This is a genomic window from Stenotrophomonas sp. CCNWLW162 (genome assembly GCF_037203745.1).
GTDB classification, from domain to species: Bacteria; Pseudomonadota; Gammaproteobacteria; order Xanthomonadales; family Xanthomonadaceae; genus Stenotrophomonas; species Stenotrophomonas maltophilia_AQ.
The window spans coordinates 445,682-471,558 of the sequence record NZ_JBBCBL010000002.1; the positions used below are offsets into that span (position 1 = coordinate 445,682).

The 25,877-nt window shown below is 67.3% G+C and carries 21 protein-coding genes; 9 read left to right on the forward strand and 12 right to left on the reverse strand.

The window, feature by feature from the left end:
* Positions 1-6: 6 nt before the first annotated feature.
* Genes V9K93_RS07055 through V9K93_RS07075 form a run of 5 tightly spaced genes read right to left on the reverse strand, consistent with a single transcriptional unit; the run spans position 7 to position 4,842 of the window.
* Complete coding sequence (locus V9K93_RS07055) at positions 7-444, reverse strand: hypothetical protein (RefSeq protein ID WP_337302262.1); 438 nt, start codon at positions 442-444, stop codon at positions 7-9.
* Positions 441-1,769: a phosphatase PAP2/dual specificity phosphatase family protein gene (locus V9K93_RS07060; protein WP_337302263.1), complete on the reverse strand. Its 1,329-nt coding sequence runs from the start codon at positions 1,767-1,769 to the stop codon at positions 441-443. The genes V9K93_RS07055 and V9K93_RS07060 overlap by 4 nt, the downstream gene beginning before the upstream one ends.
* Positions 1,769-3,520 (reverse strand): bifunctional alpha/beta hydrolase/class I SAM-dependent methyltransferase, encoded by a 1,752-nt coding sequence (locus V9K93_RS07065; protein ID WP_337302264.1) that lies wholly within the window; start codon positions 3,518-3,520, stop codon positions 1,769-1,771. The genes V9K93_RS07060 and V9K93_RS07065 overlap by 1 nt, the downstream gene beginning before the upstream one ends.
* Before the next feature lie 34 nt (positions 3,521-3,554).
* On the reverse strand, positions 3,555-4,172 hold the full coding sequence (locus tag V9K93_RS07070) for a CDP-alcohol phosphatidyltransferase family protein (protein WP_046986050.1): 618 nt from the start codon (positions 4,170-4,172) through the stop codon (positions 3,555-3,557).
* A gap of 46 nt (positions 4,173-4,218) precedes the next feature.
* Complete coding sequence (locus V9K93_RS07075) at positions 4,219-4,842, reverse strand: hypothetical protein (protein WP_046986051.1); 624 nt, start codon at positions 4,840-4,842, stop codon at positions 4,219-4,221.
* 189 nt (positions 4,843-5,031) lie between these two features.
* Between V9K93_RS07075 and purH the strand changes: the two genes are divergently transcribed.
* From purH to purD, 3 genes are read left to right on the forward strand one after another with little or no spacing between them, the layout of a single operon-like run.
* Positions 5,032-6,615, forward strand: a complete 1,584-nt coding sequence (purH, locus tag V9K93_RS07080) for a bifunctional phosphoribosylaminoimidazolecarboxamide formyltransferase/IMP cyclohydrolase (protein WP_136639407.1) — start codon at positions 5,032-5,034, stop codon at positions 6,613-6,615.
* Positions 6,616-6,631: 16 nt separating this feature from the next.
* On the forward strand, positions 6,632-7,510 hold the full coding sequence (locus tag V9K93_RS07085) for a hypothetical protein (protein WP_337302265.1): 879 nt from the start codon (positions 6,632-6,634) through the stop codon (positions 7,508-7,510).
* Positions 7,511-7,568: 58 nt separating this feature from the next.
* On the forward strand, positions 7,569-8,852 hold the full coding sequence (gene purD / locus V9K93_RS07090; protein ID WP_337302266.1) for a phosphoribosylamine--glycine ligase: 1,284 nt from the start codon (positions 7,569-7,571) through the stop codon (positions 8,850-8,852).
* Between the two features lie 150 nt (positions 8,853-9,002).
* Here purD and rpoH read toward each other — a convergent pair whose 3' ends face one another.
* Positions 9,003-9,878: an RNA polymerase sigma factor RpoH gene (gene rpoH, locus V9K93_RS07095; RefSeq protein WP_006397457.1), complete on the reverse strand. Its 876-nt coding sequence runs from the start codon at positions 9,876-9,878 to the stop codon at positions 9,003-9,005.
* A gap of 357 nt (positions 9,879-10,235) precedes the next feature.
* Between rpoH and V9K93_RS07100 the strand changes: the two genes are divergently transcribed.
* The 3 genes from V9K93_RS07100 to V9K93_RS07110 all read left to right on the forward strand — a co-directional run bounded on the left by V9K93_RS07100 (position 10,236) and on the right by V9K93_RS07110 (position 13,820).
* The gene (locus V9K93_RS07100) at positions 10,236-10,628 is read left to right on the forward strand and encodes a BlaI/MecI/CopY family transcriptional regulator (protein WP_006397459.1); all 393 of its coding nucleotides are present in this window, start codon (positions 10,236-10,238) and stop codon (positions 10,626-10,628) included.
* Positions 10,625-12,154 carry a M56 family metallopeptidase gene (locus V9K93_RS07105; RefSeq protein WP_337302267.1) on the forward strand — a complete coding sequence of 510 codons (1,530 nt, stop codon included), beginning with the start codon at positions 10,625-10,627 and terminating at the stop codon, positions 12,152-12,154. The genes V9K93_RS07100 and V9K93_RS07105 overlap by 4 nt, the downstream gene beginning before the upstream one ends.
* Before the next feature lie 130 nt (positions 12,155-12,284).
* Positions 12,285-13,820, forward strand: coding sequence for a serine hydrolase domain-containing protein (locus tag V9K93_RS07110; RefSeq protein ID WP_337302268.1), 1,536 nt, complete (start codon positions 12,285-12,287; stop codon positions 13,818-13,820).
* A gap of 37 nt (positions 13,821-13,857) precedes the next feature.
* Here V9K93_RS07110 and ung read toward each other — a convergent pair whose 3' ends face one another.
* The 5 genes from ung to rhlB all read right to left on the reverse strand — a co-directional run bounded on the left by ung (position 13,858) and on the right by rhlB (position 19,006).
* Entirely contained in the window at positions 13,858-14,571 is a 714-nt protein-coding gene (gene ung / locus V9K93_RS07115) for a uracil-DNA glycosylase (RefSeq protein ID WP_005419723.1), read from the reverse strand.
* A complete protein-coding gene (locus V9K93_RS07120) occupies positions 14,568-15,410 on the reverse strand; it encodes a response regulator (RefSeq protein WP_012512286.1) in 843 nt (280 codons plus the stop codon). Before V9K93_RS07120 ends, ung begins: the two co-directional genes overlap by 4 nt.
* Positions 15,411-15,417: 7 nt before the next feature.
* Positions 15,418-16,365, reverse strand: coding sequence for a permease-like cell division protein FtsX (ftsX, locus tag V9K93_RS07125; RefSeq protein ID WP_012512287.1), 948 nt, complete (start codon positions 16,363-16,365; stop codon positions 15,418-15,420).
* Between the two features lie 2 nt (positions 16,366-16,367).
* A complete protein-coding gene (gene ftsE / locus V9K93_RS07130; RefSeq protein ID WP_005419728.1) occupies positions 16,368-17,054 on the reverse strand; it encodes a cell division ATP-binding protein FtsE in 687 nt (228 codons plus the stop codon).
* Between the two features lie 227 nt (positions 17,055-17,281).
* The gene (rhlB, locus tag V9K93_RS07135) at positions 17,282-19,006 is read right to left on the reverse strand and encodes an ATP-dependent RNA helicase RhlB (RefSeq protein ID WP_337302269.1); all 1,725 of its coding nucleotides are present in this window, start codon (positions 19,004-19,006) and stop codon (positions 17,282-17,284) included.
* Positions 19,007-19,516: 510 nt separating this feature from the next.
* Between rhlB and trxA the strand changes: the two genes are divergently transcribed.
* Positions 19,517-19,846 carry a thioredoxin gene (trxA, locus tag V9K93_RS07140; RefSeq protein ID WP_005411275.1) on the forward strand — a complete coding sequence of 110 codons (330 nt, stop codon included), beginning with the start codon at positions 19,517-19,519 and terminating at the stop codon, positions 19,844-19,846.
* A gap of 232 nt (positions 19,847-20,078) precedes the next feature.
* Positions 20,079-21,830 carry a transcription termination factor Rho gene (gene rho, locus V9K93_RS07145; RefSeq protein ID WP_337302270.1) on the forward strand — a complete coding sequence of 584 codons (1,752 nt, stop codon included), beginning with the start codon at positions 20,079-20,081 and terminating at the stop codon, positions 21,828-21,830.
* A 155-nt stretch (positions 21,831-21,985) separates the two neighbouring features.
* On the opposite strand, the gene V9K93_RS07150 is transcribed toward rho, so the two are convergent.
* Positions 21,986-24,517: a glycoside hydrolase family 3 protein gene (locus V9K93_RS07150; protein ID WP_337302271.1), complete on the reverse strand. Its 2,532-nt coding sequence runs from the start codon at positions 24,515-24,517 to the stop codon at positions 21,986-21,988.
* A 341-nt stretch (positions 24,518-24,858) separates the two neighbouring features.
* Here V9K93_RS07150 and V9K93_RS07155 point away from each other — a divergent pair, with 341 nt between their 5' ends.
* On the forward strand, positions 24,859-25,866 hold the full coding sequence (locus V9K93_RS07155) for a LacI family DNA-binding transcriptional regulator (protein ID WP_046986059.1): 1,008 nt from the start codon (positions 24,859-24,861) through the stop codon (positions 25,864-25,866).
* The last annotated feature ends 11 nt before the right edge of the window (positions 25,867-25,877 follow it).

Here is a 25,877-nt window from a genome sequence, read left to right on the forward strand (position 1 = left end):
TCCCGTTCACGTCTGCGGCCACAACACGGCCAGCACCAGCAGCACACCCTGCACGCCTGTCAGCAGGTACTGCCGCAGCAACAGGCGACGCATGCCTGCCCAGCGCAGGTCCCAGCCGCGCAGCGGTGCGTCGGACGATACGCGGCGCAAGCCGCTGTCATGCAGCACCTGATCGATACGGCGCGCGGCGGCTTCGCCTTCCAGCCCTTCATTACGCAGCAGCTTCAGCAGGCTCGCGTCCAACCCAACCCGCCATGCGTGGTACGCCTGTGCAAGCCCGACAACGACACTGAGCAGCAACAGGCCGGCAGCGATCATCGCCAGCCCCGGCTCGATACCGAGCAGCAGCAACGCCACCAGCAACAGGCCCAGCGACAGCAGCGCCGGCCGACGCCCCTGCCTCAGCAGCAACTGCATGGTCGCCAGATCGGGAACCATACTCATGCGCGTACTCCCGCTGCAGCAGCGATGGCATACAGATGCGCCGTGCCCAGCACGATGCCGGGGCGTGCAGCGCGCACGATCGCCACCGCTGCTTCGGCATCGCCCGCACGGCCACTGCGCAGCAGCCAGGTCGCGACGCTGGCGGCGCTGCGCGAATAGCCCAGTGCGCAGCACACCAGCAACGGTCCGTGCGCACGCAGCCGCTCGATGGCCTCGGCCGCCTCGCGCAGCTGCTCCGGTGCAGGAACCACCAGATCCAGCACCGGCACGCTGGCATACGCGGCGCCCGGCGCGCGGCAGGACAGTTCGGCACAGGCATCGACCACGCCGACCAAGGGTGCCGGCAATGCAGCGCAGGGAATACGCCCCAGCCACACACCATCCATCACCGGCACCGGCTGCGGCGCACGGCGCGTCCACAGCCGCGAATTGATCCAGGCCGCACCCAGGTAGGGCGCCAGCAGCCAGCGCGCCGCCATCGTCAGGCGACCGTCGGCGCGCTTCTGGAACACTGCCATACCGAGCCCCGCATACGCCAACGCCACCAGCAGCAGCGATACCACCGGCCACAGCAGCCACAACGCCGCGCCACGCAGAAGCACCACCGGCATCAGCAATACAGCGGCCCCCAGCAGGTACAGCGCTGCCAGGCGCCAACGTTTGGCGTCACGCGCGGTGCGCCAGGCACGCAACGGTGGCGCGCCCTGCTCCGGCCACAGCCAGACGCACAGCCAGCCGGCCAGCAGGCCGGTCGGGATATCGATGAAATGATGCTGGAACGTGGTCAGCACCGAGACGCCGATCAATAGCGCCCACAGATGCAGTACCCAACGCCACACCCCGTGCAGATACTGTGCGAACTTCACCCACAGCACGATGAGCAGCACGATGTGCAGCGACGGCGCCTGGTTGAACGGCTTGTCGAAGCCCAGCAGCACATCGAACAGCCAACCAAACACGCCGCCGATCTCGGGCCGTTCGAAGCTGAAGCGCAGCGGCCACAGCAGGAAGCAGGTGACCGCGATCAGCTGCGCACTGAACAGCCGCAGCGCATGCCGGTCCAGTTCGAGGCGCTGACGGCACAGGAAGAAAGAAACCGCATAGAACAGGTCGATCGACCAGTACGGCACGATCGTCCACGGCACGAACGGAATCTGCGTTTCCCACGCGAACGCCATCACCGGCAGTTCGGCATGGCGGCCGGCCATCCAGTTGGCGAAGCCATAGCTGGCGAAAAAGAACGGGCCCAGCAGTACCAGCCACAGCAGGGCGCGCCGCCAGGGGCGCCCTTCCGCGGCCAGCGGGGTTGCAGCGAGCGTCGCCATCACGCGGTCCGGCGCGCCAGCGACACCGTGAAGATGCCGAAGTCGTCGATGCGCTGCGCCACCTTTTCGAATCCAGCCAGGCGCACCAGTTCATCCATCTCGTGCTGGGTCCGGCGACGCATCACCCACGCCACGCCATCGCGATGGCTGGTCAGCGCACGCGCGATGAACTCCAGCTGCGGATGCCAAGGCTGGCCGGTGTAGGCCAGGTAGCCGCCCACCGGCACCGTTGCAGCAATCCCCTGCAGCGATCGCAGCACCGCATCGTTGTCCGGGAACAATTCATACAGCCCCGAAACCACCGCCAGCGTCGGTGCAGGGTCCACCGCTGCCAGCTGCGCGGGATCGAACGCATCGCCTTGCTCGAAGCGGGCGATGTCGGCCGCACCAAGGCGCTCGATCAAAGCCTGACCCTGGGTCACGTTCAGATCGCTGAAATCACGCAGCACGATGCGCTCGGCGCGCTGTTCGCCCGTTCCCAGCGCTTCCAGCACGTAGCGGCCGTGGCCGGCGGCCACGTCCATCACGCGCACCGGCGTGCCCTGCCCACGGAGGCGCTGGGCAGCATCGCGCAGCAGTTCCTGCAGGTGCTTGCCACGCACACGGATGCCGCGCCAGCCGATCGCATCCAGGTAGTTGCGGTCGACCATGCGCCCCAGCGGGCCCTTGCCGCGCGCTTCGTCGCGATAGATGTAGTCGAGCGTACTGCCCGAATCGAAACCGGTCTGCAGGCCCAGCGCGATGCCTTCGGACAGCGTGCCGCCGAAGCGCAGGCCACCGCGTACCACGCGCCAGCGCAGGTCGGCCAAGCTGTTGCGCTCCGGTGGCCAGGCCAGGATTTCCGATTCCTCGAAGGTTGGCCCGTGGCGGTGCGCATCACGCCGTGACAGCTCGCGCAGCGGTTCGGCGAAACGCGCCCGGATGAAGCTGCGGATACGCACCAGTGCCGGTGCACGATCGCGCTCGCCCAGCGTGTCGTGGAAGAAGCCCGGCAGATGCACGCGCTCCTTGATCGGGCTGGACAGGCGCTCGTAGAAGCGGTCCTGCGGGCCACGGTGCACCACGAAATCGGAGCCGGAGACCAGCAGCTGCAGCGGCACGCTGATCGCCTGCGCATCGGCCACGATGCGGTCGGCCGCCTCGTACAGGCCCAGCAGCACGCGCACCGAGATCGGCCGGGTGATCAGCGGGTCGGTGCGGTAGCTTTCCACCCGCGCCGGGTCATGGGTCAGCCACTGCGGCTTGACGTAGCTGTTGACGAAGAAGTTGCCGCGCAGCTTCTGCATCAGGGCCAGGCCCGCACGTGCGAATGGCACGTACAGCTTCACCTTGAACGCCGGCGAAGCCATCACCAGCGCGCGCAGGCGTGGTGCGTAGTCGTGCACCCAGGTCGCAGCGACCACGGCGCCCACGCTCTGCGCGATCACCACGATGTCCTCCACCGCGATGCCATGCTCGGCGCCGATGTGGGCGATGAAGCTGTCGAGGTCGCGCACCAGCGCCGGGAAGCCCGGCGCATCGCCGCGTGCGCCCGGCGAACGGCCGTTGCCACGTGCATCCCAGGCGAAGAAGGCGGTGTCGGGCAGGTCGAGTTCGTCAACCAGATGGGTCACGCGGCCGGAATGCTCATGGCCGCGATGCAGCAGCACGATGGCCTTCGCTGGCGTGGTTGTCGTGGCGCCCGGCCAGTACCTGTAGAACAGCGGTACCTGGTCGAAGCTGTGGAATTCCCGTTCCTGCGCCTGACGCATGCAATCTCCTGATTGTCTTTTTGTATCTGCTTGATTAGTTCGGCGAAACCGCCGCTTCCTGCAGTCCGCGCCGCACGCGGTTGATCATCGTCACCGCGCACAGCACCGCCATCGCGGCGGCCACGCCAGTGACCGTCATTGCACCGCCCCAGCCGAGCGCCAGCAGCAGGCCCAGCGCACCGATGACGAAGGCGCGGTCGCTCTTGCCCATCGGACCGTCATAGCGACGGCTGGCACCGACCATCAGCCCCAGCACCCCGGCGTACTCGCTCAGGGCCGCGGTCCAGGCCAGCAGCCACAGCGCTTCCGGGCGCACGCCCGGCACACTGAGCAGGCTCAGGTACAGCGCCGCGTCGGCGATCACATCGCACAGCTCGTTCAGGTAGGCGCCCAGCCGCGACTGCTGGCCGAACTCGCGGGCCAGCATGCCGTCCACGGCGTTGAGCGCCATGCGCAGCAGCATCCACAGTGGCAGCAGCAGGTACAGCAGGGGCTGGGCCGGCGCACAGCACCACACGGCGGCAGCCACCAGCAGCGAGACCACGGCAGCGGCCACGGTCACCGTATTGGCGGTGATCCCCATGCGGTACAGACCGCGTACGGCCGGACGCAACAGGTCCTGGAAACGTCCTTTCAATGCATAGATCGACATGATCCGTACCTGCTGATCCTTGGCAGTGCGGGCACAGCCTACCCCATCAAATGCGGTTACCGGCAAGTTCGGGCTGGCCCAGCCAGTCATGCCATGGCAGCCCAGGATCGATATGCCGGCACAGCCAGACCACGTCATGGCTGCGCTGCAGGGCATTGCGCACCGCCTGCACGGCCCGCTCGCGTGCTCCTGCATCCGCGAACCCCGCCTGCAGCGACAGCAGCCGGTAGACGCCCCCGCGCGAGCGCTGGAAGTGGATGATGCCGCCGGCAGGCAGCACGATCGCCCCCTCATCCAGCCCATCGGCGTACAGATACAGCTCGAAAGGCTCCAGCCAGTGCTGTGCTTGCATCACCCACAGCAGCTCGGCCAACCCAGGCGCGCGCCGATGCAGCGCGATGGCATCGCCATACCAGCGCTTGTCGTCATCCAGGTAGACCTTGAACTCCAGCCGCCGCCAGCGCCGGCGTTCGCGGCGCTGCACGTCCCAGGACAGGATCTCGGCCTGCTCGCCCCAGCGCTCTGCGGCTTCGGCCTGCAGCGTCGGCACATCGGCCTGGGCGCACCAGGCCGCGCCTTGGCCACAACGCGCATGGCGCACATAACGGGCCAGGAACAGCAGCGCCCCTTCGGCATCGAGGGTGGCCTGCAGGCGGTTGGCAACGGTCACGGGACGGCATCCTGCACACGGGGAACAGGCGGCACCGTGCCGTGCCCAGCGGTGGCTGACAAGCCCGCGGGCCGTGCCCATTACGGTCAAACCGGCTTTGGACGCAGCGAATCTGCCCCGGCAGCACCCGCCACCGGGCCCCAAGAACTACAATATCGGCCCCGCTCCGCTGCCGATTGCCCTGTCCCCATGACTGCTGATCTGTTGCCCGTCCGTCGGGCCCTCCTCTCCGTTTCCGACAAGACCGGCCTGGCCGAGCTGGCCACTGCGCTGGCCGCACGCGGCGTGGAGCTGCTGTCCACCGGCGGCACCGCCAAGGCGATCCGCGATGCAGGCCTGGCCGTGAAGGACGTGGCCGACGTCACCGGTTTCCCGGAAATGATGGACGGCCGGGTCAAGACCCTGCACCCGATGGTACATGGCGGCCTGCTGGGCCGTTCCGGCCTGGATGACGCGGTGATGGCCGAGCACGGCATCGGCGCCATCGACCTGCTGGTGCTGAACCTGTACCCGTTCGAATCGGTCACTGCCAAGGCCGACTGCACCCTGGCCGACGCGGTCGAGAACATCGACATCGGCGGCCCGGCCATGCTGCGTTCGGCGGCCAAGAACTTTGCCCGCGTGGCGGTGGCCACCGACCCGTCGCAGTACGCTGAGCTGCTGGCCTCGCTGGAGGCCAACGACGGCCAGCTGTCGGCCACCACCCGCTTCGCGTTCTCGGTGGCCGCGTTCAACCGCGTCGCCCAGTACGACGCCGCGATCAGCAACTACCTGTCGGCGGTCACCGCTACTGACACGGCGGTGCCGGTGCGTGCCGAGTACCCGGTGCAGATGAATTCCACCTTCGTGAAAGTGATGGACCTGCGCTACGGCGAAAACCCGCACCAGAGCGGCGCGTTCTACCGCGACCTGTACCCGGTACCGGGCACGCTGGCCACGTTCCAGCAGCTGCAGGGCAAGGAGCTGAGCTACAACAACCTGGCCGATGCCGATGCGGCGTGGGAATGCGTGCGCCAGTTCGACGCGCCGGCCTGCGTCATCGTCAAGCATGCCAACCCGTGCGGCGTGGCGGTCGGTGCCGGCAACGGCGATGCTTACGAGTTGGCCTACGCCACCGACCCCACCAGTGCCTTCGGCGGCATCATCGCCTTCAACAAGCCGCTGGACGCGGCCACCGCCAAGGTGATCCTGGACCGCCAGTTCGTGGAAGTGCTGATCGCTCCGGACTACGAGCCGGCCGCGCTGGAATACGCGCAGAAGAAGGCCAATGTGCGCGTGCTGCGCATCCCGCACGGCGACGGCCTGAACAATTTCGACAACAAGCGCGTCGGCTCAGGCCTGCTACTGCAGTCCTCCGACAACCGCGGCATGACCCGCGACGAGCTGAAGGTGGTGAGCAAGCTGGCGCCGACCGACAAGCAGTTCACCGACCTGCTGTTTGCCTGGAAGGTGGCCAAGTTCGTGAAGTCCAACGCGATCGTCTATGCCAAGGACAACCGCACCATCGGTGTCGGCGCCGGCCAGATGAGCCGCGTGTACTCGGCACGCATCGCCGGCATCAAGGCCGCCGATGCGAACCTGGTGGTCGAGGGTTCGGTGATGGCCTCCGATGCGTTCTTCCCGTTCCGCGATGGCATCGATGCCGCGGCTGCCGCCGGCATCAAGGCGGTGATCCAGCCGGGCGGTTCGATGCGCGATGCCGAAGTGATCGCTGCCGCCGACGAACATGGCCTGGCCATGGTGTTCACCGGCGTGCGCCACTTCCGCCATTGATCCTGGAGCGACACGGATGTCCACAGTTTCGATGAAATCACTGGCCGTGCTCGCCCTCGCTGGCGCGGCCATGCTGGCCGGCTGCAAGCCTGCTGCCGAGCCCAGCGCGGGCCCGAAGGCAGATGCGCCTGCGATGGCCTCCGCCTCACCGGCACAGCATGCCAGCCGCACTGCGCGGCTGCAGGCCTTCCTTGTCCAGCGTTACGGCAGCAACGCCACGCTCTCCGGTGAATGGCGCGGCAGCTGGACCGACGATGGCGACACCCATGCGATGGACTGGCAGGTCTGCGCCGAGCAACCGGTGGTGAGCGGTGACAGCTGGCAGCAGCTGCTGGCGGTATGCGGTGCGCTGGTTGATGGCGCGCATATCGACCCGGGAACCATCGAGTTCTTCGTGCTTCGCCCCAAAGGCGAGGGCTTCGAGGTGACCAGCGAACTGACCGGCGAGCGCTTCGGCAGCGGTGGCCAGCCCGGCACTGCCAGCATCATCCGCGCCGGCAGCGACTTCTATGGTTTCCGCGTCGAGGACGGCTGGTTCGGGCAGGGCTTCTCGCTGCTCTCGCAATCGCTGATCCTGCCGGGCCCGAACGGCCTGGCTGCCAGCGGCAGCGTGCGCAGCCATATCGACAATGACGCCCAGTACGAGTGCGACACGGTCGACGCCAACACCGACCCGGATACGGCCACTGACTGCCGCACCCGCCGCTTCAGCATCGACTTCGCCCTGCGTTTCGACGACAGCGACCGCAGCGCGCGGGTCTGGCCACTGCTGATCGACGAAACCGGCACGACCTGTGGCGGCAAGCAGGTGCGGCAGCAACACCGCTTTACCCTGGACCCGAAGACCTGGGCCTACTCCTTCCCCGAATCGCTGCGACGCGAAGGCTGCGAGTGAACCACGCGCGCCGCCGGGGCTATCGACCTTCCCTTCCCACGCAATCTGGAATCTCGTGATGAACGTACTTGTCATCGGCTCTGGCGGCCGCGAACACGCCCTGGCATGGAAGCTGGCCCAGTCCTCCCGTGTCACCGAAGTGATCGTGGCGCCCGGCAACGCCGGCACCGCCAGCGAAGACAAGTGCCGCAACGTTGCGGTGAAGGTGACCGATATCGACGGCCTGCTGGCGTTGGCCCAGGCCGAAGGCGTGGCGCTGACCGTGGTCGGCCCGGAGGTGCCGCTGGTGGCCGGCGTGGTCGACCGCTTCCGCGCCGCCGGCCTGCGCATCTTCGGGCCGACCGCCGCTGCCGCGCAGCTGGAAGGCAGCAAGGCCTACGCCAAGGATTTCCTGGCCCGCCACAACATCCCCACCGCGTTCTACGCCGTGCACAGCGACGTGGACGCTGCCCTGGCCTACGTGCGCGAGAAGGGCGCGCCGATCGTGGTCAAGGCCGATGGCCTGGCCGCCGGCAAGGGCGTGATCGTCGCAATGACGTTGACCGAAGCCGAAGACGCGGTGCGTGACATGCTCTCCGGCAACGCGTTCGGCGATGCCGGCGCACGCGTGGTCATCGAGGAATTCCTCGACGGCGAGGAAGCCAGCTTCATTTCGATGGTGGACGGCGTGCATGCACTGCCGATGGCCACCTCGCAGGACCACAAGCGCGTCGGCGACGGCGACACCGGCCCCAACACCGGCGGCATGGGCGCTTACTCGCCCGCTCCGGTGGTCACGCCGGAGGTGCACGCCCGCGTGATGCGCGAGGTGGTGAACCCGACCGTGCAGGGCATGATTGCCGACGGCATCCCGTTCACCGGTTTCCTCTACGCCGGCCTGATGATCGATGCCAGCGGTGCGCCGAAGGTGATCGAATTCAACGTGCGCTTCGGCGACCCGGAAACCCAGCCGGTGATGCTGCGCCTGCAGTCGGATCTGGTGGAACTGGTGGAAGCGGCCATCGATGGCCGGCTGGACCAGGTGGAAGCACACTGGGATGCGCGCCCGTCGCTGGGCGTGGTGCTGGCCGCCAGGCCATACCCGGAATCGCCGATCACCGGCGACGTGATCTCCGGCCTGGATGACGTGCCGGTCAGTGCCAAGGTGTTCCATGCCGGCACCGCGCTGGACGCGCAGGGCCAGGTGCTCAGTGCGGGCGGCCGCGTGCTGTGCGTGGCGGCGCTAGGCAACAGCGTGCGCGACGCCCAGGCCAACGCCTATGCCGGTGTGGCCAAGGTCAGCTGGGCCAACGAGTTCCACCGTAACGACATTGGTTGGCGGGCGATCGCACGCGAAGGGTGAGGCACGTGCGGCATCAGGGCATCCACGCATGGCGTGGATCTACTGGTTCTGCATAGCTGGGGTAGATCCACGCCATGCGTGGATTGAACACCTCGGAAAAAAAAAGGCCCGGCAATGCCGGGCCTTTTCATTGCTTCAACGCCACTCCGCTTACGCGGTGAACAGCGCCTTCATCTTCTTCAGCGCATTGGCTTCAACCTGGCGGATGCGCTCGGCCGACACGCCGTACTCGTCGGCCAGTTCCTGCAGCGTCACCTTGCTGTCCGCATCCAGCCAGCGGCGGCGGATGATGTCGCGCGAACGCGCATCCAGTTCGGCCAGGCCTTCGCGCAGCAGCTGCATCTGGTTGTCTTCGCTGTCCGCACGTTCGTAGGCCATCGACGGGTCTTCGTCGTTGGCCACCAGGTACGCGGCCGGCGACGGCGGCGCGTGCTCGTTGTCCTCGTCGGTCGGCGCATCGAAACCGATATCGCGACCGGACAGGCGCGACTCCATTTCCATGACCTCGCGCTCGGACACGTTCAGGTCCTTGGCCACTGCGCTCACTTCAGCCGCGTTCATCCAGCCCAGGCGCGTCTTCGACTTGCGCAGGTTGAAGAACAGCTTGCGCTGCGCCTTGGTGGTGGCGACCTTGACGATGCGCCAGTTCTTCAGGATGAACTCGTGCATCTCGGCACGGATCCAGTGCACCGCGAAGGAGACCAGGCGCACGCCCATCTCCGGGTCGAAGCGCTTGACCGCCTTCATCAGGCCGATGTTGCCTTCCTGGATCAGGTCGCCCAGCGCAAGGCCGTAGCCGTTGTAACCGCGGGCCACGTGCACTACGAAGCGCAGGTGCGAATGCACCAGCTCGCGGGCGGCGTCCAGATCGTTGCCGTCGCGGAAGCGACGGGCCAGGTCCTGTTCGTCATCGACCGACAGCACCGGGATCTGGTGCACGGCACCGATGTAGGCGTCCAGCGAACCGAGCGCACTGGGAATCGGGAGATTGTTTGCCACAAGGGCAGTAGAGGTGTTCTGGCTCATAGGCACCCATCTTAGCAGTCCGGGATTTGGACTGCTAAAGGAGGAAAAAGTTCCAGCATCCTATTGATGCAACACTGGTCCCAAACAGAGCCCTACCGTAGCGCGATTTGATGACAGTGGCGAGCACGCTTTTCGGGATTCACAATCCCTTGGAATTCAATCAATTACCCACCGGAAACCGGCGATTCCCGGTCAAGCGGAGCTGAACGGGCCGTCCTGGAGGTCCATTCAGGCCAGGAGACGTTGCCCGGTGTTCAGGCCCGAGGGCTGAGGGTTGTCCCTTTACTACTAAGAAACCCGTTGACAGCCACCCGGCGACATGCTCCGATGCATCAACTAATTCATACGTAGAAGCGCATGGCCCGCCCTGTCTCGCAGAATCCCACTCCCGCCGAGCAGGCCATCCTGGACATCCTTTGGGACAAGGGCGAAGCGTCCGTGCGCGATGTGGCGGATGTGCTCGGCCAACACAAGCCGGTCGCGTACACCACGGTGCTGACCATGTTCAACGTGCTGGCGAAGAAAGGCTTTGTCAGTCATCGCCAGGAAGGTCGCGCCTACATCTATCACGCCACGCTCAGCCGCGAGCAGGCCCGCCGGCAAGCGCTTGACCATCTTCTGCATCAGTTCTTCGACGGCTCACCGAACGTGTTGGCACAGCACCTGGTGGACGAACGCGAAATCGACCGCAACGAACTGCAGGCACTGCAGCAGCGCGTCAGCGATGCCAGGGCCGGGAGGAAGGAATGAACCTCATCGACCTGGCGATGGCATTGGGCGTACGACAGTTGCTGTTGTCCGCAATCGTGCTGCTGCCCGCGCTGTGGCTGGCACGGCGGCGGGCCCTCAGTGCCGAACAACGCTCCTGGCTGCTGACCGCAGCGATGGCAGCGGCCCTGCTGTTGCCGCTCAGCGCCTTCCTGCCGGGCTGGTCGACCACCCTGCCCGCACCGGCACCGCCCGCAGCCGCGTTCCACCCCATGCCCGGCGAAGGGGCAACAGCGGAAGAAGCCATCTTCGAAGCCGGACGACAGCCCGACATCTACTACGTCGAACTGCCGAAGACCCTGCCGACACTGCTTGCACTGCTGTGGCTGCTGGGCACCCTGTGGCTGGGCATGCGCCTGCTGGACGCGACGCTGCACGCACGCCGGCTGCGGCGGCTGGCGCAACCGGCGACCGCCGGACTGCGCGCGGTCCTGGCCGACATCGTGCCCGCCCACGTGACGATCGCCACCTGCGCCGTCGACGGGCCGATGGTCGTCGGCCTGTGGCACCCGCAGATCCTCCTGCCCCGCCCCTTGCTGGCACGCCTGGACAACAATGTGCTGCGCGACATCGTCCGCCACGAGGTTGCACACCTGCAACGGCGCGACCTGTGGACAAGCACGCTGCTGCGGGCGGGAACAGCACTGTTCTGGTGGAATCCGCTCCTGCACCTTGCCCAGGCACGCCTGGCGGTACTGCGCGAGATGGCCTGTGATGCACGCGCTGCGATGCAGGCACGCGAACCGCTGGACTATGCAGGTTCGCTGCTGGCCAGCGTCGAACAGCTGCAGGCCCTGCGCGAGGAGGCGCCGACGCTTGCACTGGGTATGTTCAGTGCGCGCAGCCAGCTGGCGCAGCGCATTGATCAGCTGGTGGACGCCGGGTCACCCAAAACCCGGCACCGCAGCCTGTTGGGGCTGGGCCTGCTGCTTCTGCTGGCCTGCACCGGCACCGCCGTGGCCATCTCACCACGGCTCGCCCCATCACCGGCTGCCAGCGCCTCCGATACGCGCGTCATCAAGCTGTTCCAGGCCGCCAGCACGCATGACGTCGCGCAGGTCCGTCTGTTGGCGGCGGCCGGCGTCGATCTTGATGCGCGCGTGCTCGGTGATGGCACGGCGCTGATCCAGGCCATCCGTGCACGCGATCCGGCGATGGTCGACACGCTGCTGCAACTGGGCGCCGACCCCGATCGTGCCGCGCTGGGCGAAGGCAATCCGTTGATCGTCGCCTCCGCGTTGGGCCTGCAACCCATCGTCGAGCAGCTTGTGCAGGCTGGTGCCGACGTCAACCGGGTCGTGACCTATGACGAGACACCGCTGATAAATGCCTCGCGCGAAGGGCACCTGGTCACCGTGCAGTACCTGCTTGCTCACGGCGCCGACATCAACCTGGGCGTGGAAGCCGACGGCTGGCTGGGGCGCTGGCGGACACCGCTGAACCAGGCTGGCAACGCGGCCGTGCGCGATTACCTGCTGGCGCAGGGCGCCCGCCGCGAACGACGCTGACTCCTCCGCCGCATCGCCTCCTGTGCTGCGGCGGTAACCCGTTCCACCCGCAACGACTGGACGCGACAGGCGTGCGTGGCACCGCGTGCGCCGATCCCGCCCTTCTTCCACTCCTGCAAGGATGTCGATGATGAACCGCCTGTTGCTGTGTTCGCTGCTGGTCTCCCTTGCCCCGTTCCACGTGATGGCCACTGACGCCAACGCTGAAGACGCTGCGCGCTTTGCGCAGGCAATGGCCCGTGGCCTACGCCCCAGCACCGCGCAGCTGGGCGCCGCGCTGCCACAGTGGTCGATCGAAGAACGCCTCGCCCACTACAAGGTACCGGGTGCCGCCGTTGCGGTGATCCGCGATGGCAAGGTGGTCTACGCCGCCGGATACGGCCTGCGCCAGGCCGGCACGCGCGACGCGGTGGATGCCGATACCGTGTTCTCGGTCGGCTCGGTCAGCAAAATGGGCACTGCGGCAACCACCCTGAGGCTGGTTGCTGCCGGCAAGGTCTCGCTGGAGGAGAACATCGACCATCGCCTGCGCCGCTGGCACCTGCCTGCCGATTCGCAGGGACAGCACCCGCCGATCAACCTGCGCATGCTGCTCTCGCACACTGCCGGCTTCAACGTGCATGGCTTCCAGGACTACCAGCCCGCCGAACGCCTTCCGACCTTGCTGCAGACACTGGATGGAATGGCGCCTGCAAAGAATGAACCGGTACGCCTGATCCACGCACCCGGCCAGCAGGTCGACTATTCCGGTGGCGGCTACACGGTGGTGCAGCTGGCGATCGAAGATCTGACCGGCAGAGCATTCGCTGAGGTCGCGCAACGCGAGGTGTTCTCGCCACTGGGCATGTCGCGCAGCACGTATCGGAATCCCTTGCCTGCCGGCTACGGCAACGTTGCCCATGCGCACGACAACAAGGGCCAGCCAGAGGCCCTGCCACGCGGCTGGCAGAGCTTTCCAGAACAGGCGGCGTCGGGGCTGTGGACCAGCGCCAATGACATGGGCCTGTTCGTCGCGGCCTTGCTGCGCAGCATCCGCACCACGGATGGATGGCTGCCGCAGTCGTTGGCCCTGCAGATGGTCAGCGAAGTGGCACCGGCCGGCCGTGGCCTGGGCCCGGAGCTGGCCGGCGCTGGCGCCAGTCGCCGCTTCTTCCACAACGGCAGCAACGACAGCTATCACGCAGGCATCGAAGGCTACCCCGAGAGCGGCGATGGATTCGTCATCCTGACCAATGGGGACAACGGCCCTGCATTGCGTGGGGAGATCCGCAATGCCCTGTCCGATGCACTCGGCCACAACGCCAAGCCGGTCATCCGCACGCTGGATCCCGCATTGCTGGTGGATGGCTATGCGCGCTTCAGCGGCCGCTTCGTACTCGATGACGCCCTGCCCATGGATCTGCGCAGTGGCCTGGCCGATTGGTTCGACGCCGCCACCCTGGACGTGCAGGCGGTCGATGCTGGACTGCAGTTGCGCTTGCCCGGGCGTGATGCACCAGTCGCACTGCAGGCGCTGACGCCCGTCCGCTTCCTGGCAGGCAGTGCGGGCGCGGAACTGCTGTTCCATCGCGGCGGCGATGGCACCGTGCAGGCATTGAGCGTGATCGCCGAAGGCGCGCGCGCCTACTATCGGCGCGCGGATATCGCGCCAGCAGCGGGCCACTGATCCATCGCTGGCGGCACCGGGCTACCGCCCGGCCCGCTCAGAGCGCAGAACGCGGCGGCAGCGACCAGTCGATCGGGGCCTGCCCGCGACGCTGCAGGTACTCGTTGGCCATCGAGAAATGGCGGCAGCCGAGGAAGCCGCGATGGGCCGACAGCGGCGACGGATGCGGCGACTTCAGCACGCGATGGCGGCGGGTGTCGATGACCTTGCCCTTCTGCTGCGCGTAGGCGCCCCACAGCATGAACACCAGCCCTTCGCGCTCGCGGTTGAGCACGTCCACCACGTGGTCGGTGAAGCCTTCCCAGCCGCGCCCCTGGTGGGCGCCGGCCTTGCCCTCTTCCACCGTCAGTACGGCATTGAGCAGCAGTACGCCACGCTGGGCCCACGGAATCAGGCAGCCATGGTCCGGGCGCGGGATACCGAGATCGCTCTCGATCTCTTTGTAGATGTTCAGCAGCGACGGCGGCACCGGCACGCCCGGCGGCACCGAGAAGCTCAGCCCATGGGCCTGGCCACGGCCGTGGTACGGGTCCTGGCCGAGGATGACCACCTTCACCTGCTCGAACGGCGTGGCATCGAACGCGGCGAAGATCTGCGGGCCGGGCGGGAACACCGCCGCGCCACTGGCCTTGCGCTGGCGCAGGAAGCTGGACAGCTCGCGCATCTGCGGCTGCAGCAGGTAATCGCCGACATGCTGCTTCCAGCTCGGTTCCAGTTGGATCGTCGGGGTGTCGGCTACTTCATCCATCATCGAATCAGGGGTCCATCATTCAATCGGGCCAGCCGCAGCTGGAACAGCACCTTGGTGACCAGCAGCCGTTCTTCGATCGGCTTCAGCACCAGGTCGTTGGCGCCGGACTGCAGCAGCCCGGTCTGGTTGTGCGGATTGCCATCGCCGGTCATCACCAGCACCGGCAGGCGGCGCTTGCCGTAGCCGAAGTCCACGCGCACGCGCTGCACCACGTCGCGGCCGCTCAGTTCACCCTTCAGGGTGACGTCGGTCAGCACCAGGTCGATGCGGTGGCGGCTGCGGCCCAGCGACTCGGCGGTGAGCAGGGTGAACGCCTCTTCGGCGCTGACCACGTGCAGCACGTTCAGCTGCTGGCGTTCGAGCATGCGCTTGGTGGCCTCGGCCACCACGCGGCTGTCCTCGATATAGAGGATGGTGGCGCCGGGAATGGTCTGCGGCTGCACATAGCCGCGGATGAAGGTCGCCAGTGCCTCATGGCCCAGCGCCTTGTCGAAATAATCGGTGACGTACTCGGTGAAGCGGCGCTGCTCCAGATGCTGCTGGGCATCGCCGGAGACCACGATCACCGGCACATAGGCCTGGCCAGCGGCTTCGCGGATCATCCGCGCCAATGCCAGGCCGTCGCCATCACGCAGGGTCAGCGAGGTGGTCACCAGGTCCACCGGACCCTGTGCCAGCGCCTGCTGCGCTTCCTCGATGCTGTCGCAGCCGATCACCTCCACGCCCGGCAGGTCACGCCTCAGCACGTCGGCGATCAGCTTGCGTACCAGCTTCGAGCCATCGACCACCATCACCCGCGTCGCGGGCCCCTCAAGGTGCTTCAACGCTTGCGGTTGCATGCCGGTCTCAGGTGTCGGTCGGTCGGGTCTGGCGCAGGAAATGGCCGGTCACCAGCCACGCCCCCAGCCAGCCCAGCAGCAGCGTGCCGAGCAGCACCAGGCCGCCATGCAGCAGGTCCAGGCCGTGCAGCACGAACGGGCTGCCGTAGCTGCGCGAAAGTTCGGCCAGCGGCATGCGCAGCGCGGCACCGGCGGCAGCGATCAGGGCCAGCGCCACTGCGCCAGCGCCCAGGCCATACCAGGCGCCCAGGTACAGGAACGGACGTCGGATGAAGCCATCGCTGGCGCCCAGCAGCTGCAGCACGCCGATCTCTTCACGGCGGGCCTGGATGTCCAGGCGCACGGTGTTGCCGACCACCAATGCGGCACCGACACCAAGCAGCACCGACAGCACCTGCACCAGCCGCGCGCCAAAGGCGAGCCAGGCATCGAGGCGCTGGCGCCACAGCGCATCGTGTTGCACCAGGTCGGCCTCGGGCAGGCTTTCCAGCGCGCGCGCCAGGCGCGCATCGTCCTTGCCCTGGCCGGGAGTGATCACCAGCAGCGAGGGCAGCGGATTGTCGTTGAGCGCGTCGATCGCCTCGCCGAGGCCGGCATCGCGCAGTTCCTGCAGGCCCTGCTCGGGCGTACGCACGTTCACTTCGGCAACGTCGTCGCGGTCGCGCAGCTGCCCGGCCAGGCGCAGCGCGCCGGGGCCATCGACATTGCCCTTCAGGAACACGTTGATGTCGCGCGACTGCTGCACGCTGCCGGCGAACTGCTTGAGGTTGTCCAGCGCGATCGACAGGCCCAGCGGCAGGGCCAGCGCCAGCGCCATCACCATCACCGTCAGCAGGGTCGCCCACGGCTTGCGGCAGGCGCGGCCCAGGCTGAACACCACGCTGTGTACGTGGTGCTGGAACCAGACACCCACGCGCGACGGGGCGGCGGCTTCGCTGTTTTCGTTCTTCGCCATGGTTACTCCGCCAGGTCCTGCGGCGAGATGTCATCCACCAGCCGGCCGTGATCGAGGATCAGCACGCGCTTGCGCATGCGGCGCAGCAGCGGCAGGTCGTGGCTGACCACCAGCACGCTGGTGCCGCGCGAAGGCAGCTCGGCGAACAACGCCATGATCTCCGCCGCCAGGGTCGGGTCGAGGTTGCCCGTCGGCTCGTCGGCCACCAGCAGCTTGGGTTCGCCGACGATGGCGCGGGCGATGCCGACGCGCTGCTGCTCACCGGCGGACAACTGCGAGGGCAGCGCCTTCTCGCGATGGCCCAGGCCCATCCGCTCCAGCACCGAGCGCACCCGCTTGTTGATGTCGCCACGGCGGGTACCGCGCAGGATCAGCGGCAGTGCCACGTTCTCGGCAATCGAGCGGTCCATCAGCAAACGGTGGTCCTGGTAGACCGCACCGACCGCGCGACGGTGGCGGGGCACATCGCCGCCGCGCACCTTCAGCAGGTTGCGCTCGTCGAACACCACCGCGCCGCGGCTGGGCCGCTCGTCCAGGTGGATCAACTTGAGCAGGGTGCTCTTGCCCGCACCGGAATGGCCGGTGACGAACAGCATCTCGCCCGGCGCGACCTCGAAGCTGACATCGGTCAGCGCCTCGTGGCCACCGGCGTACTGTTTGCTGACATTGTCGAAGCGCAGGACACTCATACCCCGATTATGCAGGAGCGGCGCCGCGGATCGGTAGCGCCGGGCCATGCCCCGCGGATTTTTCGATCTGCCGCTGCGCTCGCCGGGCATGGCCCGGCGCTACCTGCGGCATGAAGGCTGTAGAGCCGAGCCAATGCTCGGCTCGGTGGGTGCCGACCGTTGGTCGGCACACCCTTCAAGGTCGCCCGACCAACGGTCGGGCGCTACCCGCTGATCGGCGGCGCCGATCAGCTGCCCGACAGCATCCGGCGGATCTTGCGGCCGATGCGGGTCAGGAACGAATCACCGGTATCGGCGGCGGTGCGCACCGGCTTGGCCACCACCTGCACCGGGGTGACCGGGCTGGCGCCATTGCCGGCCGTGGCCTGCACGCCTTCGGCGCCTTCGACCGGACGGCCGTGGCGACGACGACGGCGCTTGCGCGGCTTGTGCTCGCCATCCACTGCCACGTCCGGTGCACCTTCGGCACGCGGCGGGCGCGGCGGACGCGGGGCCTGGGTCACGGCAGCCTCGGCGCCAGCAACCGGGGTGGCGGCAGCCTGCTCGCCTTCCACACGCGCCTTGCGCGGGCCACGCGGGCGACGTTCGCCGCTGCGCTCGCCGTCACGACCACCGCGGCCACCGCCACTGCCTGAACGGCCGCCACTACGGCCACCGCCCCGACGCTCTTCCTCGGCGGCGCGGGCTTCGCGCGCTTCGCGGAAGATCTGGCCGACGCTTTCGTTGTCATCGCCTTCCTCGCCTGCCGCCGGGGCCGGGCGTTCCGGGCGCGGCAGCGGCGTCAGCAGTTCCTTGGTGACCGGCTCGGACGGAATCTTCTGCTCGATATAGGCTTCGATGTCCGGCAGGCCCATCGCGTAGCGCTCGCAGGCGAAGCTGATCGCATCGCCTTCTTCACCCAGGCGCGCGGTACGACCGATGCGGTGCACGTAGTCTTCGGCATCGAACGGCAGGTCGTAGTTGTAGACATACTTGATGCCGTCGATGTGCAGGCCGCGCGCAGCCACGTCGGTGGCCACCAGGATTTCCAGCTGGCCCTTCTGGAAGCGGTTGAGCAGGCTCTCGCGCTTCTTCTGCGGCACATCACCGGACAGCACGCCGACACGGTAGCCGGCCTTTTCCAGCGAACGGGCCACGCGCTCGACGAACACCTTGGTGTTGACGAAGACCATGGTGCGGGCGCCTTCGCTGCGCGACAGCAGGCCCAGCAGCAGCGGGATCTTCTCGTCGTCGGCCGGGAAGTAGATGCGCTGGCGCACGCGGGCGGCGGTGATGGTCTCGGCCTCGACCACCAGCTTCTGCGGCTCGTTCATGTGCTCATAGGCCAGCTCCAGCACGCGGTGGCTGAGGGTGGCGCTGAACAACAGGGTCTGCCGGGTAGTGCGCTCAGGCATGCGGCGCAGCAGGAAGCGGATGTCCTTGATGAAGCCGAGATCGAACATGCGATCGGCTTCGTCCAGCACGCAGATCTCGCAGGCGTGCAGCGAAACCACCTTGTGCTGCTTGACGTAGTCGATCAGGCGACCCGGCGTGGCGATGATCACGTCCACGCCCTGCTGCAGCAGCTCGCGTTGCTTGTCGTAGTCGACGCCGCCGTAGACCAGCGCGAAGCGCAGGCCCAGGTCGGAACCGAACTTCACCGCGTCCTTGTGGATCTGGATGGCCAGTTCACGGGTCGGCGCAAGGATCAGCGCGCGCGGGTCTTCCGGCTTGCGATCGGCCAGGGCCGGACGGGTCAGCAGGCGGTTCACGACAGCGACCAGGAATGCCAGCGTCTTGCCGGTGCCGGTCTGGGCCTGGCCGGCAACATCACCACCGGGCAGCGCGACCGGCAGGGTCAGTGCCTGGATCGGGGTGCAGCGGGTGAATCCGGCTCCTTCAAGGCCAGCCTGCAGGGCCGGATGCAGCTCGAAGGAGGAAAAGGTCAAATCGGTCAGCGGTTTGTCGCTCATGAGTCCGTCTTGGTATGGCCACCGGCCAGCGGGCGGGCGGCACTGCATCGTCTGGGGGCACCGTCGCAAACTGCGGCCCCTGCGGCGGGTCGGCGGGCCGGGACCACCGGGTCCGCGCGCCGCTCAATGTTCCAGTTTAACGCACTCGGGCCGACAAACCGGAATGACGCGTCTCACCACACAGGGAGACGCTGACCCTTCACCCAGCAACACCGGACTTGAACAGCCCTGCCGGAGGCGCTGGTGTCGCCCCCTGCCAACCCCATGTACAGGAGGACAGTGAAATCCGACACATATCAGGCATCGAAGCGATCACGATACGCTGGGTTCCAGCCGGCGCCTGTCCCTGCCCTGCGATAGGGGTACACTGCCGGCCGTGAGCGTCCAGGCATCCCGCCGAACGCACCGCGGCAGTGCGCCGCGAGGCAACGACGAGGGTCGCGCCACCGGGCATGGCCCAGTTCACCCACCTCCGGCTTCGCCGGGTGCAATCCAAGACGAGAAACCAAGATGAGCGACAAGGTTGTACATGTCGGCGACGCCGACTTTGATAGCGCAGTGCTGAATTCCAAGGAGCCGGTGCTGGTCGATTTCTGGGCCGAGTGGTGTGGCCCGTGCAAGATGATCGCCCCGGCGCTGGACGAACTGGCCGACGCCTACCAGGGCCGCGCCAAGATCGCCAAGGTCAACGTCGACCACAACCGTGCGCTGGCCGCCAAGTACCACGTGCGCTCGATTCCGTACCTGGTCGTATTCAAGGACGGCGAGAAGGTCGGCGAGCAGATCGGCGCGGTGGGCAAGGCCCAGCTGGCCGGCCTGCTGGACAAGGCTCTGGCCTGATCCTGCGTGACAACACCGGCGGCCGCCACCCGCGGCTGCCGGTGGGCGCATACCGCGCCAGCATGAATGCAGTTCCCGGTGACCCTTGCACGGCGCCGCGGGCCGATGATAGTGTCGGCATATCCGGCCGCGTTCGCGTGCCGCACCCTCTGGACGCAGTTTCTTCCAGACCCATTCCCAACGTTCGCCGCCCCAGCCGGGCGCTCGCACCTTCAAGCGAGGAATAACGCTCTTGTCCGATAACACTCCCGAAACCGGCAGCGCCGAAGCGCCCGCCGAAAAGCGCGTGCGCAAGCCCCGCGTAGCCAAGGCTGCCACTCCGGCCGCCGCCGAAACCAGCGCCGCCCCGGCGCAGCCCACCCTGCCGCTGGCAGCCGCGCCCGAAGCGCCGGCACCGGCTGCAGCGCCTCCCGCGCCGAGCGCGCCCGCCGCCGAGGCGCCTGCCAGCAGTGGCGGCGGTGACGGTGGTGAGGGCCGCGAATCCGGCCAGCCGCGGCAGCAGAACCACCAGGGTGGTGGCCAGAACCAGAACCCGTACAACCAGAACCAGCAGGGTCAGGGCCAGGGCAATCGCCGCGACCGTTTCCGCAACCGCCGCGATCGTGATCGCAACGGCGGCGGTGGCGGTGGTCGCTTCCGCGATGACGGCATGCCCAACGACAACGGCGAGCAGCAGCCCTTCGTGCCGCGTCCGCATGCCAGCGTGCCGGAAGGTTTCCCGGTCTACTCGCTGAGCGACCTCAAGCGCATGCCGGCACAGAAGCTGCTGGAGATCGCCGAGCAGCTGCAGATCTCCGAAGGCGTGGCGCGCGCGCGCAAGCAGGACGTGATCTTCGCCCTGCTGAAGGTGCTGACCCGCCATGGTGACGGCGTTGCCGCCGACGGCGTGCTGGAAATCCTGCCGGACGGCTTCGGCTTCCTGCGCGCGGCCGAAGCCAGCTACCTGGCCGGCCCGGACGACACCTACATCTCGCCCAGCCAGATCCGTCGCTTCAACCTGCGCACCGGCGACCACCTGTCCGGCCGCATCCGCTTCCCCAAGGACGGCGAGCGCTACTTCGCGCTGTCGATCGTGGACACCATCAACGGTGAGCCGCTGGAAGCATCGAAGAACAAGGTGCTGTTCGAGAACCTGACCGCGCTGTTCCCGCGCCGCCGCTTCACCCTGGAGCGTGGCAACGGTTCGTCGGAAGACATCACCGGCCGCATCCTCGACCTGATGGCGCCGCAGGGCAAGGGCCAGCGCTCGCTCATCGTTTCCCAGCCGAAGGCCGGCAAGACGATGATGATGCAGCAGGTGGCCACGGCCATCACCACCAACCATCCTGACGTGCACCTGATCGTGCTGCTGATCGACGAGCGCCCGGAAGAAGTGACCGAAATGCAGCGCACCGTGCGCGGCGAGGTCATCAGCTCGACCTTCGACGAACCGGCCGCGCGCCACGTGCAGGTGGCCGAAATGGTCATCGAGCGTGCCAAGCGCCTGGTCGAGCACAAGAAGGACGTGGTGATCCTGCTGGACTCGATTACCCGCCTGGCCCGCGCCTACAACAACGTGGTGCCGAGCTCGGGCAAGGTGCTGACCGGTGGTGTCGATGCCAACGCCCTGCACCGCCCGAAGCGTTTCTTCGGTGCCGCGCGCAACGTGGAAGAAGGCGGCAGCCTGACCATCATCGCCACCGCGCTGGTCGACACCGGCTCGAAGATGGACGAGGTGATCTACGAAGAGTTCAAGGGCACCGGCAACAGCGAAGTGCACCTGAGCCGCCGCATCGCTGAAAAGCGCGTGTTCCCGGCCATCGACATCAATCGTTCCGGCACCCGCCGCGAAGACCTGCTGATCGAGCCGGAACTGCTGCAGAAGATCTGGATCCTGCGCAAGCTGCTGCATCCGATGGATGAAATGGCCGCGATGGAGTTCCTGCTGGACAAGATGAAGAACACCAAGTCCAACGACGAGTTCTTCGGTTCGATGAAGCGATAAGAGAAAAGCCCCGCACTGCGGGGCTTTTTTTGTTTTCGGGACGGCCCATCCACGCGTGGCGTGGATCTACCGGTAGCGCCGGGCCATGCCCGGCGGAATGCATCACCGCGCGCGGTCACAGACACGCCGGGCATGGCCCGGCGCATCCATCCAGATCACGGGCAGGCCACCGCGCCCTCCGAATTGGCCGTGTTGGCGGTCAGCTTGACCTGGGTGAACGCCGCGGCGAACGGCGTGTCCGCGCTCACCACGAACGGTGCTTCGACCGCGCCCAGATCCACACCCTGCTTTGCAAAACACGCCAGCGGCACGGTCACCGTCTGCTTCTGCCCGGGCGAAAGTTTGCCCAGCAGCGGGGCGATGTCCACTCCCCCTTCGCAGCCGGTGCCACATTGCATGGTCATCTTCACCGGCGATGCCGGGCGCTTCACCAGCTGCACGTCGAACTGCAGTGCGCCATTGCTGCGCGCAAGCGCGCCCAGGTTGCGGCGTGAGGTACTGCGCGCGATCAGCTGCGCCGGGGCCAGCCACGTCACTTCCCTGGCGTCCTGCTGGGTGTTCACCTGCACGGTGCGCACCTGCACCACCGGCGTGGCGGTCGGCCAGCGCAGCGTGGAATTCAGATCGTTGCCCAGCGGCTGGGTGGCACCGGCCGCGGCCACGTGCAGAGCGAACGGCGGGGTGTCGGCGCGGTTGAAGATGGGCAGCAGGGTCACTTCACCGCAGCTGTCCGGATTGGACTCGCCCAGCGTAGCAACCTTGCCGCTCCTGGCGTAGCTCAGGCCATAGCCCAGCGGGAACAGCGGCGGCTTCTTCGCATCGGGCTGGTCGATCGGCGCCGGGCAAGGCACGCTCGGCCACGGGAAGCTGAGGCGACCGCGGAAGTCATGCGCGGGCGTTCCGCCCTTGCCCGCCACCAGTACATCGGTGACGCCCTTGCCTTCGGTGCCCGGCAGCCAGGCCGCAACGAAGGCGCTGGACAGGTTGAGCAGGTCGTTGGTGTACATCGGCCGACCGGACATGTAGACCGTCACCACCGGCTTGCCAGTCGCCGCCGCGGCCTTCAGCGCGGCCAGATCCTGCGGGTAGGCGCGGCTGTGGCTCACGGTGTCCGAGGCGAGGATGTCACCGTTGGTTTCCGCATACGGCGTCTCACCGATCACCGCCAGCACCACATCGAAGGCCTTCGGATCGACGCCTTGGCCGTCGACGCTGAAGCTGACCTTGTCTGCGCCCAGTTCCGCGCGCAGCGCACCGAGCACCGAATCGGCATTGGGGAAATCGGCGTTGTTGTTCCCGGTGCCCTGCCAGGTCAGCGACCAGCCACCGGACTGGTCACCGATGCTGTCGGCGCCCTTGCCGACCACCAGCACGCGCGCATCGCGGCGCAACGGCAGCAGCTTGCCTTCGTTCTTCAGCAGCACCAGCGATTCGCGCACCGCGCGGCGCGCCAGGTCGCGGTGCTGCACTGCGCTGGCATCACCGGCATAGCGGCTGTCGGACGGCTTGCGCTCGAACAGCCCGGCGCGCAGCTTCACCCGCAGAATGCGGGTGACTGCATCGTCGATGCGTGCCACCGGGATCTCGCCGCTCTTGACCTGCGCGATGGTGTTGTCGATGAACGCCTTCCAGTCGTCGGGCACCATCACCATGTCGATGCCGGCGTTGATGGCCTGCGCGCAGCTGTCGTTGCGGCAGCCGGGCACCTGGGCGATGCCGTTCCAGTCGGAGACAACGAAGCCGTCGAAGCCCATCCTGTCCTTCAGTGCATCGGTCAGCAGTGCCTTGCTGCCGTGCATCTTGCCGTAGTCGATACCGGCTGCGCGGTCGTTCCAGCTGTTGAAGGACGCCATCACTGTCTGCGCGCCTTCGGCCAGCGCGCCGTAATACCCCTGTGCATGCACGTTGATCATCGTCGCCTTGTCGACCAACGCCTCGCCCTGGTCGCGACCGTTGTCGGTGGCGCCGTCGCCCAGGTAGTGCTTGGCGGTGGTGATCACGTTGCCGTCGTCGTGGAAGCGACCCTGCGCGCCCTTGACGTAGGCATGGGCGAAGCTGCGGATCACCGCCGGATCGGACGAATAGCTTTCGTAGGTGCGCCCCCAGCGCGGGTCGTGGGCCACGGCCAGGGTGGGCGCGAACACCCAGCCGATGCCGGTGGCGCGCACCGAACGCGCCGTCGCCTCACCGATGCGCTCGATCAGTTCCGGATCACCGGCCGCGCCCAGGCCGATGTTGTGCGGGAACAGGGTCGCGCCCAGCACGTTGTTGTGGCCGTGCACTGCGTCCGTGCCCCAGATGACCGGCACCGGCGTCTTCGCGTCTGTTGACAGCGAGGCGGCGTGGTACGCATCAGCCAGTTTCAGCCAGTCCTGCGCGCTGGCGTGCTTGTCCATGCCCGGCCAGGAGCCGCCGCCGTTGAGCACCGAACCGATGTAGTAGCGGCGCACCTGCTCGGGCGTGATCGTCTTGATTTCCGCCTGGGTCATCTGCCCGATCTTCTGCGCCAGCGTCATCTGCGAAAGGATCTTCTGCACGCGGCTTTCGATGTCCGCGTCGGCGGTGATCGCGCTCTGCACGTGCGGCCAGTCCTGCAGGCGTTCGCCGCTGGCCGGTGCGGCACCGGCGGGCGCGGCAAGGGCCGCCAGCAGGCAGCTGGCAAGAAGGGTCTGGGTGGGGCGATTCACTGGGTTCTACCTCCGTGGATGAAGTTCCTGGCGTGCGGGGCTGCAGCAGCACGACAGCGCGGGCACCTGAGTGCCGTTCCTGACAGCGCTGTCATATAAGCCCGCTCCCGTACTGTCAATCGTTGCTCGTGCGCGCTGTGGTGGCCGCCCCTCAACCACGGGCCCCGGCACATCACAAGCGCGCTACAGTGGTGCCCGTGTGTTGCATCGCGACAAGGAATCGGGACGTGCCAGCGCACCTCCTGTCGTGGCAACATCCGCCTGCTTCGGCAACACCGACCGGGCCACCACGCTCTACCATCGCCGCGTGCCCGCCGCCTTCCAGGAGGATCCATCGCACCATGCGCAGTCGAATCGAGGATGTCGCCGCCGTTGCCGGGGTTTCGATCAAGACCGTGTCCCGCGTGCTCAACCACGAGCCGAACGTGCGCGAGCAGACCCGCGAACGGGTGCTGTCGGCCGTGGCACGGCTGGGCTACAAGCCCAACCCGTCGGCACGCAGCCTGGCCGGCCAGCGCTCGTATGCGCTGGCGCTGGTCTACAACAATCCCTCGCGCAACTACCTGATGGAAATCCAGAGCGGCATGCTGGAAGCCTGCCATGCGCAGCACTACAACCTGATCCTGGGCCCGGTCGGCACCGGCCGCCGCACCCTGCCCGACCTGGCCGCGCTGTTCGAGAATTCGCGCCCCGACGGCGTCGTGCTGATCCCGCCGCTGACCGATGACGAGGTGGTGCTGTCCTATCTGGAGGAGCATGAAATTCCCTTCGCCTGCATCGCGCCGCGCCACCCGGAAGGCCGCATCGGCGTACGCATGGATGAGACCACAGCGGTGATCGAACTGATTGGCCACCTGGTCGCGCAGGGCCATCGGCGCATCGGCCACATCAAGGGCCCACGCGCACATGGGGCCTGCCAGTGGCGCCACGCCGGCTACCGCCAGGCGCTGCGCGAGGCCGGCATCGCTTACGACCCGGAGCTGGTGGTCAAAGGCCAGTTTTCGTTCGAATCGGGCGTGGACGCCGCCAATACCCTGCTTGACCTGGTCGACCCGCCAACGGCGATCTTCGCGGCCAACGATGACATGGCCGCGGCGGTGTACCGCGTGGCTGGCGAGCGTGGCCTGCGCGTACCACGCGATCTGTCGGTGTGCGGCTTCGACGATACGCCGATCGCCGGGCACATCTACCCGGCGCTGACCACGGTGCGCCAGCCGACCGCTTACATGGGCCGGCTGGCAACCGAGCAGTTGATCGAGCACATCCGTGCCGAGGCCGCTGGTCGCATGATCACGGTTGAACATGCGGTGCTGGATCGCGAATCGACTGCCGCGCCACGCCGGCGCTGACAACGGCAACA